Here is a 12,112-nt window from a genome sequence, read left to right on the forward strand (position 1 = left end):
AGCCGTCGTCGGGTGCGCAGCAGCTGACGAAGTTCGTGACTCCTGCCGGCCAGGTGCCCACCGGGGACGAGCCGATGTCCGGAGAACTCGGCGCGAGCGAGCCCGCCACGGCCCGGGAGGACGTCGCGGCGGAGACTGCGGCGGAGGAGCCGGCCGAGCAGGCGGACACCGACGCGCCGAAGCCCGGACCGTTCGGACCCGGATCGGCGATGCCGCTACCGGGAGGTGGCAGCCCGTCGCCGGAGTTCACGGTGAAGGCGAGTGTCACGGCGCTGCGGTACGTCACGGACGCCTCGCCGCAGTATCCGCGCATGGTGGCCGAGGTCTGGTTCCGCAGCCCCGCCGACGCCGAACGCGTGGGCTTCCGCCCGTTGAGCTGACACCACCGGGAACCTCCCACCTGATCGAGCGGTTTTCCGAAGGGGCCGCCGGACACGTTCCGGTGGCCCCTTCGTCGTGTCGGGGTGGCGCCGCGGGACGCATGCGTGCGCGCTGTTTCCGCTCGCGTGACTGTGGGTACGACGTGCTCGCGCCGTCGGCGTCGGAAAAGGGGGACACGCTGTGACCGTTCGGCCTGCGGTCCCGCGTCCGGCGGGAGATGCGGCGGGAACGCCGATCGGAGGTGAGACCGCGTGACCGAATCGCACGAAGGTGACGGAGTCGCCGCGGAGACCGCGGACCCGCCGGATTCGGCTCACGAGGAGCAGCACTCCGAACGGGAACACACCGACGAGAGCGTCGACGAGCAGCTGCGCAGGCACGGCGTCCGGATCGGCCGCGGCGGCATCACACCCGCGGTGTTCTGGCCCGCGTTGCTCGTCGTGGCCGGGGTGTCGCTGATCGCCATCGTCTTCCCCGGTCCGACGGGCGAGGTGCTGAGGTCGGTGCAGAGCGGCGTCGTCAGCGGCGCGGCGTGGTTCTACAGCGTCGCGATCGCCGGTTTCATCGTGTTCGCGGTCTGGATGGGTGCCGGCCGGTTCGGCACGATCACGCTGGGCAAAGAGGACGAACCACCGGAATTCGGCCTGATGTCGTGGTTCGCCATGCTGTTCGCGGCCGGAATGGGCATCGGGCTGGTCTTCTACGGCGTGGGCGAACCGTTGGCGTTCGCCACCTCGGACCCCAAGCCCGGCACCGAGGGATCCGGCACGGAGCTGGCCCAGCTCGGCATGGCACAGACCTTTCTGCACTGGGGTTTCCACCCCTGGGCGGTGTACGCGGTGATCGGCTTGGCGCTGGCGTACGCGATCCATCGCCGGGGCAGGCCGGTGTCGATCCGGTGGGCGCTGGAGCCGTTGCTCGGGGACAGGGTCAAAGGCCGCATCGGTGACCTGATCGACGTGCTCGCCGTCATCGGCACGGTGTTCGGCGTGGCCACGTCGCTGGGGCTGGGCGTGCAGCAGATCGCCACCGGCCTGTCGACGATGGGTGTGCTGAGCGAGGCGAGCGATGCCGCACTCGTGGTGCTGATCGCCGTCGTCACCCTCCTGGCCCTCATCTCGGTCGTCAGCGGCCTGTCCAGGGGCATCCGGTGGCTGTCGAACATCAACCTGACGCTGGGCGCGGTCCTGCTGATCTCCGTGTTGTTACTCGGGCCGACGCTGTTCCTGCTGCGCGACCTCGTCGAGTCGTTCGGCGTCTATCTGACCAACGTGCTCGGCATGAGCTTCGACGCGGCGACCTACACCGGCGACGCGGGCCGCGAATGGCAGGGCACGTGGACGATCTTCTACTGGGGATGGTGGATCTCCTGGGCGCCGTTCGTCGGCGTGTTCATCGCACGCATCTCGCGCGGCCGCACCATCCGGGAGTTCGTCGCCGGCGTGCTGCTCGTTCCCACCGTCGTCGTGATCGTCTGGTTCGCGGTCCTGGGAGGCACCGGTATCCACCGGCAGCTGCTCGGTGCCGGTGACCTGTGGTCGCCGGGTGAGGAACTGGTCGCCGAGGAGAGCCTGTTCACCGTCCTGGGAGGACTGCCGCTCGGCACGGTGCTGTCGGTGATCGCGCTCCTGCTGTTGGCGGTCTTCTTCGTCACCTCCTCGGACTCCGGATCGCTCGTGGTCGACATGCTCGCCTCCGGGGGACATCCGGATCCTCCGGTGTGGAGCCGGGTCCTGTGGGCCGTGCTGGAAGGGCTCGTCGCGATCGGCCTGCTGCTCGCCGGTGGTCTGGAGGCGTTGCAGGCCGGGGCGATCGCCACGGCGTTGCCGTTCAGCATCGTGCTGATCCTGATGTGCGTCGCCACGTACCGGGCACTGCACAGGGAACACCGGAAGTTGATGGCGGCCGAGCGGCGGATGCGCCGCCGGCGGTTGGCCGACGAGCTGGAGCAGAACTTCGAGGAGTACTTCGGTGAGGAGGTCGACAAGCGCATCGACTACGCCCTGAGTCGCACCGCCGGTATCCGGAACCGCGGAGCCGAACGCACGCCCATCCGCACGCTGTCCCGCCTCCGCCGACGCAGGGACCGGGCGGAAGGCGCCACCGGGCCCGACGACCACGCCGAACCGCACCGCGAGCCCGACCGAGCTCCGCGCGAACAGCACGGACGTCCCGATCGCCAGGAGGAACCATGAGCACCAGCCCCGAGGACTCGCCCCCACCGCAGCAGCAGGACCCGCCCGGCGGCAGCGGCGGGCTGGCCCCGCAGCCGCGGGACGAGATGCGTGACTGGACCGGCCGCGACCTGCTCGCCGGGAAGGTCGCGCTCGTCACCGGCGGCGACTCCGGCATCGGCCGCGCGGTCTGCGCGGCCTTCGCCAAGGAGGGTGCCGACGTGGCACTCGCCTACCTGTCCGAGGACGGCGACGCCGAGCACACGGCGTCACTCGTGCGGGAACAGGGGCGTCGCTGCCTGACGTTGCGCGGCGACCTCGGCGACGCCCGCCACTGCGTGGACGTGGTCGAGCGCACCGTCGGCGAGCTCGGCCGGCTCGACGTCGTGGTCAACAACGTGGCCACGCAGGAACCCTACGACCGGCCGGACGACATCGGCGACGAGCAGTGGCTGCGCACCTTCGAGGTGAACATCCACAGCTTCTTCCGGGTCGCCAAGGCGGCGCTGCCGCACCTGGGATCCGGGTCGGCGATCATCAACACCGGCTCGGTCAACGGGCTGCGCGGCAACAAGAGCCTCATCGACTACTCGGCCACCAAGGGCGCGGTGCAGTCGCTGACGTACTCGCTCGCCCAGTCCCTGATGGACCGCGGTATCCGGGTCAACTGCGTCGCGCCGGGTCCGGTGTGGACACCACTTATCCCTGCCACGATGCCGGAGGAGAAAGTGGAGGACTTCGGCGAGCAGGCGCCGATGGGACGGGCCGCCGACCCGGACGAGATCGCGCCGTCGTTCGTGTTCTTCGCGGCGAACCAGCTGTCGTCGTACTACACGGGCGAGGTGCTGGCCCCGGTCGGCGGCGAGACGATGCCCGGCTAGCGCCGGGCCTCGTCGCCGGTGCCCACGTCGGTGCCGGAGTCGGAGCGGGAGTCGGAGCCGGCACCGGCGCTGGCGTCGGACTCTGCGCTCGCCGGTTCCGGGCGTGGCTGCGGCAGTTCGGGAGAGGCGGTGTCCAGCGGCACACTCCCGGAACGGACCAGTCCCAGCTGGACACGCGGCCGCGTCGTCGCCGCCTCCAGCGCCCAATCGGTGGCGACCCGCAGTCGATTGGCGGGCATGGCCGCCAGGTGGTAGCCGCGCGTGGCGACCTTGGCTGGCAGTCCCGAGAGCGGGATGTGCAGCGGGTTGGCGGCCGCCTTGCCCGCACCGAGGTCCACGACGAAACCCAGGTCGCGGTGCCGATAGGACGCGAACGTGCCGAGGCCCAGCGAAGCGGCGACGTTGCGCGCGGCCAGCTTGCCCTGCCGCACCGCGTGCTGCGCCGTCATCGGGGTGAGCCGGTCGGGATGGCTCGGATCGGTCACCGCGGCGGCGTCCCCGCACGCGAACACGCGAGGATACGGCGGCACCGACAGGTGTTCGTCGACCACGAGCCTGCCCTGCTCGGTCTCCAGGCCGAGCGACTCCACGAGCGGATCGGGACGGACCCCCACGCACCACACCAACGACCGGGTCGGCACGAACTCGTCGGTGCTGAGTGTGACGCCGTCCTCGGTGCTCTCGGTGATCGAGGTCTCCGTCAGGATCTCGACGCCGCGCTCCCGCAGCACGGCGTCCGCCGTGCGCGACAACCGCTCGTCGAGCTCCGGCAGCACCCGCGGCGCGAGGTCCAGCAACTTCCAGCGCATCGGCTGGTCACGCAGTTCCGGATGCCGCGCGGCCAACGTCTCGGTGAGCAGCGGTCCCTGCGCGGCGACCTCGGTACCGGTGTAACCGGCACCGACCACGACGAACGTGCAGCGGGCGTCCCGCTCCCGCTGGTCGTCGGTCATGGCAGCCAGCTCGATCTGCCGTGTCACGTGGTCGCGGAAGTACAGCGCCTCGGGCACGCCGCGGAACCCGTGACCGTGCTTGGCCACTCCCGGGATCGGCAGGAGCTTGTTGACACTGCCCGCGGCCAGCACCAACCGGTCGAACGACAACGAGCCCGTGTTGCCCTCCGGGTCCTCGTAGGACAGTTTCTGGCCGTCCGGGTCGACCGTCGTGACCTCGCCGAGCACCAACCGGACGTTCGGCAGCGTTCCCGGCAGCGAGATGGTGATCGAGCGAGGGTCGACGACCCCCGAACCCACCTCCGGCAACAGCGGAACGTACAGGAAGTAGTCGGTCGGATTGACGAGCACGATGTCGACCTCGCCGTGGTCCACCGTCTTCGTCAGCTGCCGCGCCGCGTGGTATCCGGCGAATCCTCCGCCGACGATCACTACTCGGGTTCGGGTCATGCTGCCCCTTCGTCGAGTCGGCTTGCGACCCGAGGCCTTCCCGGTCGGCCGTGCGGCGAAACCGGCGCTACGCGGCGCGGCGTGCTCGACGAGTCATCGTCGTGACCGGATTACGTGAGTCGGAGCGATGCTTGCGCACCTCGCTAGTATTGGCGTACGTTAGTACTTGTGAAGTTCACAAGCATGGCGCCATGATCCGATCGTTCGCGAACAAGAACACCGAGAAGATTTGGCGCCGTCGCGACACCCGGCTGCCACCCGACGTTCGACGACGGGCGTGGACGGAGCTCGCGATGCTCGACAAGGCAGGGCAGCTCGACGACCTTCGAGTTCCGCCCGGCAACCGACTCGAACAACTACGCGGCGACCGCGCAGGACAACACAGCATCCGCATCAACGACCAGTGGCGCATCTGCTTCACCTGGACCGACAGCGGACCCGAGCACGTCGAGATCGTCGACTACCACTAGGGAGCGAGACATGACCACCGCGCCCACCATGCCGCCGGTGCACCCCGGCGAGATCCTCAAGGAGGAGTTCCTCGAGCCGATGGGCATCACCGCGTACCGGCTCGCGAAGGCCATCGGCGTCGATCAGGGACGCCTGTCGCAGATCATCGCTGGACGTCGCAGCATCACCGCAGACACCGGGCTGCGCCTGTCGCGGTTCTTCGGCATGTCCGAGGGGTTCTGGACCGGACTGCAGGAACTTTACGACCGCGAGATCGCGCGCGATGCGCTCGGCGACGAGCTGGAGCAGATCCAACCGATCTCGGCGTGATGTCCGGCTGATTCGGCAGTCCGTAGTGCACACGCAGAACGCTCGGCCGGGAGACCCCGGCCGAGCGTTCTGCGTGACCTACTGACAACCACATAGGCCGTCAGGTGCCTGCGAGGATCCACGGAATCCGCCATGAGCCGACCCGGGCCCTCGCCTCAGGCCCGGGTCGCTACTCGACCGTCCAGGTGTCCTTGCCGGTGAGCAGGGCCTGCAGGTCGCCGGGCTTGGCCTCCTGCGCCTGCTGCACCTGTGCGCGGGCCTGGTCGTCGTAGGTCTCCCGCTGGACCTGACGGAAGATTCCCGTCGGGATGTGGCTGAGGTGCTGGTCCCCGAGGCGGGACAGCGCGAAACCGTAGGCCGTGTCTTCGATCGAGGGGTCGTGGGTGACGAGGTTGTCCTCGCCGATGTCGGCGACCTTGCCCACGTCGAGACCGCCGTAGCCGGTCGTGGTGACACCGAACTCGCCCTCGGGGCCGAACCGGATCGGCTCACCCGGCGTCAGCGGGATGATCCGCTGGGCGGCTTCGCCGGAGTCCTTCAGCATGTCGAACGCGCCGTCGTTGAAGATCGGGCAGTTCTGGTAGATCTCCACGACCGCACTGCCGCGGTGCTCGGCGGCGGCGCCGAGCACCTCCGTGAGGCCCTTCTTGTCCGAGTCCAGCGCGCGGCCCACGAACGTCGCCTCGGCGCCCAGCGCCAGCGACACCGGGTTGAACGGCGTGTCCACCGACCCCATCGGCGTCGACTTGGTGACCTTGCCCGGCTCGGACGTCGGCGAGTACTGGCCCTTCGTCAGGCCGTAGATCCGGTTGTTGAACAACAGGATCTTCAGGTTGACGTTGCGGCGCAGCGCGTGAATCAGGTGGTTACCGCCGATGGACAGGGCGTCGCCGTCACCGGTCACGACCCACACCGACAGGTCCGGCCGGGTCGTCGCCAGGCCGGTGGCGATCGACGGCGCGCGGCCGTGGATCGAGTGCATGCCGTAGGTGTTCATGTAGTACGGGAACCGGCTCGAGCAGCCGATCCCGGAGATGAACACGATGTTCTCGCGCTTGAGCCCCAGCGTCGGCAGGAACGACTGGATGGTGTTGAGCACGATGTAGTCACCGCACCCCGGGCACCAGCGCACTTCCTGGTCGGACTTGTACTCCTTGGCCTTCTGCGGCTCGTCGGTCGTCGGGACCAGATCGAGCCCGCCCATGCTGGGCAGGCCCAGGTCGGTGGCTGTCATGCTGCCGCCTCCGCGGAGAAGAGTGCGTCGTCGGTGTTGCTGCCCGCCTTCGCGGGACCGAGTGCGTCGTCGGTGTTGCTGCCCGCCTCCGCGGGACCGAGTGCGTCGTCGGTGTTGCTGCCCGCCTCCGCGGGACCGAGTGCGTCGTCGGTGGTGGTCATGCTGCGTTGACCTCCCTGATGATGTCGGTGAAGACGCCTTCGAGTTCTTCGGCCTTGAAGGGCAGTCCGGCGACCTTGGTGTAGGACTGGATGTCGGTCAGGTACTTCGCGCGCAGCAGCATCGCCAGCTGGCCGAGGTTCATCTCCGGAACGACCACGTGGTCGTAGGAGCCGAGGACCTCGCCGAGGTTGCCGGGCAGCGGGTTGAGGTGGCGCAGGTGGGCCTGGGCGATCGGCATGCCCTTGGCCCGCACCCGCCGGGCCGCCGCGCCGATCGGACCGTAGGTCGACCCCCAGCCCAGCACCAGCACGCGCGCGTCACCGCCGCTGGGGTCGTCGACCTCGACGTCCGGCACGTCGACACCGTCCACCTTGGCCTGCCGCAGCCGCACCATCTTGTCGTGGTTGTCGGGGTCGTACGAGATGTTGCCCTTGCCCTCGGCCTTCTCCAGACCACCGATGCGGTGCTGCAGACCGGCCGTGCCGGGCAGCGCCCACTCGCGGGCCAGGGTCTCCGGGTCGCGCTGGTAGGGCCAGTGCTCGCCGGACCCGTCCGGCGCGTTGGGCTCGGTCGCGAACGCGACCGACAGATCCGGCAGCGTGCTCGCGTCCGGGATCAGCCACGGCTCGGAGCCGTTGGCGACCGCCCCGTCCGAGAGCAGCAACACCGGCGTGCGGTACGTCAGCGCGATCCGCGTGGCCTCGAGGGCGATGTCGAAGCAGTCGGCCGGAGTCGACGGCGCGACGATCGGCACCGGGCACTCACCGTTGCGGCCGAAGTAGGCCTGCAACAGGTCGGCCTGCTCGGTCTTCGTCGGCAGACCCGTCGACGGCCCGCCGCGCTGCACGTCGATGACCACCAGCGGCAACTCGGTCATCACGCCGAGCCCGATCGTCTCGGCCTTCAGCGCGATACCCGGCCCCGACGTCGACGTGACGCCCAGCGCACCGCCGTAGGCCGCACCGAGGGCGGCGCCGATGCCGGCGATCTCGTCCTCGGCCTGGAACGTGGTGATGCCGAAGTTCTTGTGCTTGGACAGCTCGTGCAACACGTCCGAGGCCGGCGTGATCGGGTACGTACCGAGCAGCACCGGCAGCTTCGACTGCTGCCCGGCCGCCACGATGCCGTAGGCCAGCGCCGTGTTGCCCGTGATCTGCCGGTACGTGCCCGACGGCAGCTTGGCGGGCGCGATCTCGAACGTCGTGCCGAACGCCTCGGTCGTCTCGCCGTAGTACCAGCCGGCGCGGAAGGCCAGCACGTTCGCCTCGGCCACGTCGGGCTTCTTCGCGAACTTCTCCCGCAGGAACGCCTCGGTGCCCTCGGTCGGCCGGTGGTACATCCACGACAGCAGCCCGAGCGCGAACATGTTCTTGCACCGCTCGGCGTCCTTCTTGCCGAGGCCGGTGTCGGCCAGCGCGCCCTGCGTCAGGGTCGACATGGCGACCTCGTGCACCTCGAACGCCGACAGCGAGTCGTCCTCGAGAGGGTTCGACTCGTAGTCGACCTTGGCGAGGTTGCGCTTCCCGAACTCGTCGGTGTTGACGATGATCGTGCCGCCCTGGGGCACGTCGGCGACGTTGGCCTTGAGCGCCGCCGGGTTCATCGCCACCAGCACGTCGGGGCGGTCACCGGGGGTCAGGATGTCGTAGTCGGCGAAGTGCACCTGGAAGCTCGAGACGCCGGGAATCGTGCCCTGAGGTGCGCGGATCTCGGCGGGGAAGTTCGGCAGGGTCGCCAGGTCGTTGCCGAACGCCGCCGCTTCCGACGTGAACCGGTCGCCGGTCAGCTGCATACCGTCGCCGGAGTCGCCGGCGAACCGGATCACGACACGCTCGAGCCGATTGACCTCCGTCGGCCTCGATGCCGACAACGCCTCGGTGCCGGCCGCTGCGCTGCCGTTCGCACTCGTGCTCATGGGCCAGGAAATCCCTCTCTGACGATTGGCGCGCCCAGCGCGCAATACTTCGAGATTACTTGTTGTTTTCGGGGCGAGCGGACCGGTGTGATTTGCCTTACCTATGACGCGTCCGTAGTAGTCCCTCGATTCCACGACCTGAGACGACGGCGGGGTCGCCGGGCGTCCGTTTCAGGGTAATCATTCGCCTGGATTCGGGGAACGCTCCAGAAGAGTCGACAACACGACGGTCGACACGGTGCGGTCGATGATCTCCAGGCCGCGGAGACGTTCGAGCGCCGATTCCAGGTGGTGGATGTCGGATGCGCGCAGGTGCACGATCGCGTCGGCAGCACCCGAGACAGTGTAGGCCGCGACGACCTCGGGCAGTGGCTCCAGGTGCGAACGGATGCGCCCGGGGGAGACGTTGCCCTGGCAGTGCACCTCGACGAACGCCTCCGTGCCCCACCCGAGAGCCTCCGGGTCGACCACCGCCGTGAACCCGCGCAGCACGCCGTCGTCGAGCAGGCGGTCGACGCGGCGTTTCACCGCGGGCGCCGACAACCCGACCTCCTTGCCGATCTCGGCGTAGCTCGACCGCGCGTTGGCCACGAGCCGGGAAACGATCCGCTGGTCCAAGGTGTTCATGCGCAATGATTAGCACACTGATGCGCAATCTTCGTCGATTGTTTGCGTGACCGGGCGGTTCTACATTCGAAGCATGACAGGCGACCACGCGCTGCCCGTACGTGTCCCGACGCCCCGCCACTATCTGATGTGCCCGCCGCGGTACTTCGCGGTGGAGTACTCGATCAACCCCTGGATGGACCCCGATCGGCCCGTCGACACGGAGCTGGCCATGCGCCAGTGGACGACGCTGCGCGACACCTATCGCGAGCTGGGCCACACGGTCGACGAGGTGCCGCCGCAGCCAGGGCTGCCGGACATGGTGTTCGCCGCCAACTCGGGCACCGTCGTCGACGGCCGCGTACTCGGATCGCGGTTCCGCGCACCGGAACGGGCCGCCGAGGCCGAGCACTTCCGTCGCTGGTTCGTCGAGAACGGGTTCCGCGACGTCACGATGCCCCGGCAGATCAACGAGGCCGAGGGCGACTTCGTCTGGACGGGCCGGGTGCTGCTCGCCGGTACCGGCTTCCGCACCGACCCGGGTGCCCACGCCGAGGCGCAGGAGGCGCTCGGCGTGCCGGTCGTGTCGCTGCACCTGATCGACGAGCGCTACTACCACCTGGACACGGCGCTGTTCGTGCTGTCCGGCGAATCCGACGGTGCGACCCCCGCCGAGACACCCGCCCGTGTTGCGGATCCGGGGGCCCGTGTTGCGGATTCGGGGGCGCGTGTTGCGGATCCCGGGGCGCGTGTTGCGGGCTCGGGGGATCGTGTTGCGGGTTCCGGGGGAGACGGAGGCGGTGCCGCCGGTCCTGCCCGGGCGCAGATCGCCTACTACCCGGAGGCGTTCTCCGAAGGCTCACGGCGTGTGCTGGCGCGGCTGTTCCCGGACGCGGTGCAGGCCACAGCCGCTGACGCGGAATGCTTCGGGCTCAACGGAATCTCCGACGGCCGCCACGTCGTCCTGCCCGTCGAGGCGACCGGCCTGGGCGACCAGCTCACCGAGCGGGGCTACGAGGTGCGGTTCGTCGACATCTCGGAGCTGCGCAAGGCGGGCGGCGGTCCGAAGTGCTGCACCCTGGAGATCCGCAAGTAGCCCGCGTGTCCTGCACTCGGACTCGCGAGTTCTGCACTCGGCGCTGCCCGTCTCTCACCGGCGCGTCGGCGGGTTGCCACTCACCGCGTCTCCTGCGCTCGGGCTCGCGGCACCGGGGTCGTCAGACGGTGAACGCCCGCCTCGGCGCCGCGTAGGCGACGTCCCTCCCCAGGCGGTCGGCGGCACGCTCCGCGGCGTCGGCCGGCGTCATCGACCGGCCGACGTGTGTGACGACCAGCCGGCGTGCCCGTGCGGATCGGGCGGTGTCGGCGGCGTCCTCCGGCGTGTGGTGCACCTGGGGCTCAACGGCGGGCGCCTCGTCACTTTCCGCCTCGCACAGCAGGGTGTCCGTGTCGGCGGCGAGCTCGGTGAGCGCGGCGCACGGCCCGGTGTCACCCGAGTAGGTCAACGACGCCTCGGCGGTGTCGATGCGCACGGCGAACGCCGGCATGCCGTGGTCGACGGCGCGGCTGGTGAGCGTCGTCGCGGCGATCGTGGCCCGGTGACCGTCGTGGAGTTCGTGGAACGCGAACGCCGATTCGACAGGGCTGCGGTCGGTGCCGTTGGTGAGGAAGTGCGCCAGCCGGTCGGCGGTGCCCGGTGGGCCGTACAGCGGGATCGGCGCGGCGACGTCGATGTCGGCGAAGAGCAGTGCGTAGTAGGCCGTGAGCAGGTCGGCGCTGTGGTCGGCGTGGAGGTGCGAGATCCAGATCGCGTCGAGTTCGTCCACGCGGACGTGCCGTTGCAGTTCGGCGAGGGTTCCGCTGCCCGCGTCGACCCAGATCCGCGCGCCGGCGTGGGTGACGAGGTAGCCCGAACACGGGTTGTCGACCGTGGCGTACGGCGTTGCCGAACCCAGCACGGTGACCATGAGCTGATCGTGCGGCATCCGCGCAGGTTACGGCCGTTCCCGCTGCGGTGCGAGGCGTTTTCCGGGCGAGGGGCGCTCGGCGCTAACCGCCGTGTGCGGTGTCGATGATGCAGAAGCGGTTTCCTTCGGTGTCGGCGAGCACGACGAAATCCGGATCGTCGGGGTAGAACTCCCAGTCGACCCGCGACGCGCCCAGCGACACCAGTCGTTCGACCTGTGCCTCCTGCTCGTCGGCGTCGTCGGCATAGAGGTCGAGGTGCACTCGCGGGTACTCCTGAACCGGGGCCTCGCTCGAGTCGACGGACACTCCGTGGCCGTGGCCGTGCCGCGGGGTGAGTACCACGAAGTCGTCGTTGACCACGCCGTCGCGCGGCACGTAGTCGAGCGCGGCGCTCCAGAAGGCGACGGCCCTGCGGACGTCGGAGGCGCCCATGACGATGGTTCCGATGCGCAGCATGGGGGCACTGTCCACCCGGGACACGCCGACGTCAACCCGCGCCCCGGAGTCCGCAACACGCGCCCCCGAACCCGCAACACGAGCCCCCGGATCCGCAACACGGCCTCCGGGATCCGCAACACGAGCCCCCAGAGCCGCAACACGGTCCCCTG

At 69.5% G+C, this 12,112-nt stretch carries 12 protein-coding genes and 1 pseudogene; 6 read left to right on the forward strand and 7 right to left on the reverse strand.

Annotated elements, in window-relative coordinates; genetic code table 11:
* Nucleotides 1–167: 167 nt before the first annotated feature.
* The 3 genes and pseudogenes from LY13_RS26150 to LY13_RS08490 all read left to right on the forward strand — a co-directional run.
* Nucleotides 168–380 (forward strand): annotated as a pseudogene (locus tag LY13_RS26150) (sunset domain-containing protein); the annotation flags it as partial.
* 252 nt (nt 381–632) lie between these two features.
* The gene (locus LY13_RS08485; protein WP_253827750.1) at nt 633–2,576 is read left to right on the forward strand and encodes a BCCT family transporter; all 1,944 of its coding nucleotides are present in this window, start codon (nt 633–635) and stop codon (nt 2,574–2,576) included.
* Nucleotides 2,573–3,436, forward strand: a complete 864-nt coding sequence (locus tag LY13_RS08490) for an SDR family oxidoreductase (protein WP_253827751.1) — start codon at nt 2,573–2,575, stop codon at nt 3,434–3,436. The genes LY13_RS08485 and LY13_RS08490 overlap by 4 nt, the downstream gene beginning before the upstream one ends.
* On the opposite strand, the gene LY13_RS08495 is transcribed toward LY13_RS08490, so the two are convergent.
* Entirely contained in the window at nt 3,433–4,839 is a 1,407-nt protein-coding gene (locus tag LY13_RS08495; protein WP_253827752.1) for an NAD(P)/FAD-dependent oxidoreductase, read from the reverse strand. The genes LY13_RS08490 and LY13_RS08495 overlap by 4 nt on opposite strands.
* Before the next feature lie 191 nt (nt 4,840–5,030).
* Here LY13_RS08495 and LY13_RS08500 point away from each other — a divergent pair, with 191 nt between their 5' ends.
* A complete protein-coding gene (locus LY13_RS08500) occupies nt 5,031–5,309 on the forward strand; it encodes a type II toxin-antitoxin system RelE/ParE family toxin (RefSeq protein WP_253827753.1) in 279 nt (92 codons plus the stop codon).
* A gap of 10 nt (nt 5,310–5,319) precedes the next feature.
* Nucleotides 5,320–5,619 (forward strand): HigA family addiction module antitoxin, encoded by a 300-nt coding sequence (locus LY13_RS08505; protein ID WP_253827754.1) that lies wholly within the window; start codon nt 5,320–5,322, stop codon nt 5,617–5,619.
* A gap of 169 nt (nt 5,620–5,788) precedes the next feature.
* Here LY13_RS08505 and LY13_RS08510 read toward each other — a convergent pair whose 3' ends face one another.
* The 4 genes from LY13_RS08510 to LY13_RS08525 form a co-directional block, all read right to left on the reverse strand.
* Nucleotides 5,789–6,853: a 2-oxoacid:ferredoxin oxidoreductase subunit beta gene (locus tag LY13_RS08510; protein WP_253827755.1), complete on the reverse strand. Its 1,065-nt coding sequence runs from the start codon at nt 6,851–6,853 to the stop codon at nt 5,789–5,791.
* Nucleotides 6,850–7,014, reverse strand: coding sequence for a hypothetical protein (locus LY13_RS08515; RefSeq protein WP_253827756.1), 165 nt, complete (start codon nt 7,012–7,014; stop codon nt 6,850–6,852). Before LY13_RS08515 ends, LY13_RS08510 begins: the two co-directional genes overlap by 4 nt.
* Nucleotides 7,011–8,930, reverse strand: a complete 1,920-nt coding sequence (locus LY13_RS08520; protein WP_253827757.1) for a 2-oxoacid:acceptor oxidoreductase subunit alpha — start codon at nt 8,928–8,930, stop codon at nt 7,011–7,013. Before LY13_RS08520 ends, LY13_RS08515 begins: the two co-directional genes overlap by 4 nt.
* A gap of 180 nt (nt 8,931–9,110) precedes the next feature.
* The gene (locus tag LY13_RS08525; protein ID WP_253827758.1) at nt 9,111–9,557 is read right to left on the reverse strand and encodes an Lrp/AsnC family transcriptional regulator; all 447 of its coding nucleotides are present in this window, start codon (nt 9,555–9,557) and stop codon (nt 9,111–9,113) included.
* A gap of 73 nt (nt 9,558–9,630) precedes the next feature.
* Here LY13_RS08525 and LY13_RS08530 point away from each other — a divergent pair, with 73 nt between their 5' ends.
* Nucleotides 9,631–10,632, forward strand: a complete 1,002-nt coding sequence (locus LY13_RS08530; RefSeq protein ID WP_253827759.1) for a dimethylarginine dimethylaminohydrolase family protein — start codon at nt 9,631–9,633, stop codon at nt 10,630–10,632.
* A 121-nt stretch (nt 10,633–10,753) separates the two neighbouring features.
* Here the strand turns inward: LY13_RS08530 and LY13_RS08535 are convergent, their stop codons facing one another.
* The gene (locus tag LY13_RS08535) at nt 10,754–11,521 is read right to left on the reverse strand and encodes an MBL fold metallo-hydrolase (RefSeq protein WP_253827760.1); all 768 of its coding nucleotides are present in this window, start codon (nt 11,519–11,521) and stop codon (nt 10,754–10,756) included.
* Nucleotides 11,522–11,585: 64 nt separating this feature from the next.
* Nucleotides 11,586–11,960 carry a VOC family protein gene (locus LY13_RS08540; protein WP_253827761.1) on the reverse strand — a complete coding sequence of 125 codons (375 nt, stop codon included), beginning with the start codon at nt 11,958–11,960 and terminating at the stop codon, nt 11,586–11,588.
* Nucleotides 11,961–12,112: the final 152 nt, after the last annotated feature.

The organism is Prauserella aidingensis, assembly GCF_024171865.1.
GTDB classification, from domain to species: domain Bacteria; phylum Actinomycetota; class Actinomycetes; order Mycobacteriales; family Pseudonocardiaceae; genus Prauserella; species Prauserella aidingensis.

What these genes read in the sequence shown, in the direction of transcription:
- LY13_RS08490 (WP_253827751.1), top strand. Translation starts at nt 2,573, where the DNA reads ATGAGCACCAGCCCCGAGGACTCGCCCCCACCGCAGCAGCAGGACCCG.
- LY13_RS08495 (WP_253827752.1), bottom strand. Translation starts at nt 4,839, where the DNA reads ATGACCCGAACCCGAGTAGTGATCGTCGGCGGAGGATTCGCCGGATAC.
- LY13_RS08500 (WP_253827753.1), top strand. Translation starts at nt 5,031, where the DNA reads ATGATCCGATCGTTCGCGAACAAGAACACCGAGAAGATTTGGCGCCGT.
- LY13_RS08505 (WP_253827754.1), top strand. Translation starts at nt 5,320, where the DNA reads ATGACCACCGCGCCCACCATGCCGCCGGTGCACCCCGGCGAGATCCTC.
- LY13_RS08510 (WP_253827755.1), bottom strand. Translation starts at nt 6,853, where the DNA reads ATGACAGCCACCGACCTGGGCCTGCCCAGCATGGGCGGGCTCGATCTG.
- LY13_RS08515 (WP_253827756.1), bottom strand. Translation starts at nt 7,014, where the DNA reads ATGACCACCACCGACGACGCACTCGGTCCCGCGGAGGCGGGCAGCAAC.
- LY13_RS08520 (WP_253827757.1), bottom strand. Translation starts at nt 8,930, where the DNA reads ATGAGCACGAGTGCGAACGGCAGCGCAGCGGCCGGCACCGAGGCGTTG.
- LY13_RS08525 (WP_253827758.1), bottom strand. Translation starts at nt 9,557, where the DNA reads ATGAACACCTTGGACCAGCGGATCGTTTCCCGGCTCGTGGCCAACGCG.
- LY13_RS08530 (WP_253827759.1), top strand. Translation starts at nt 9,631, where the DNA reads ATGACAGGCGACCACGCGCTGCCCGTACGTGTCCCGACGCCCCGCCAC.
- LY13_RS08535 (WP_253827760.1), bottom strand. Translation starts at nt 11,521, where the DNA reads ATGCCGCACGATCAGCTCATGGTCACCGTGCTGGGTTCGGCAACGCCG.
- LY13_RS08540 (WP_253827761.1), bottom strand. Translation starts at nt 11,960, where the DNA reads ATGCTGCGCATCGGAACCATCGTCATGGGCGCCTCCGACGTCCGCAGG.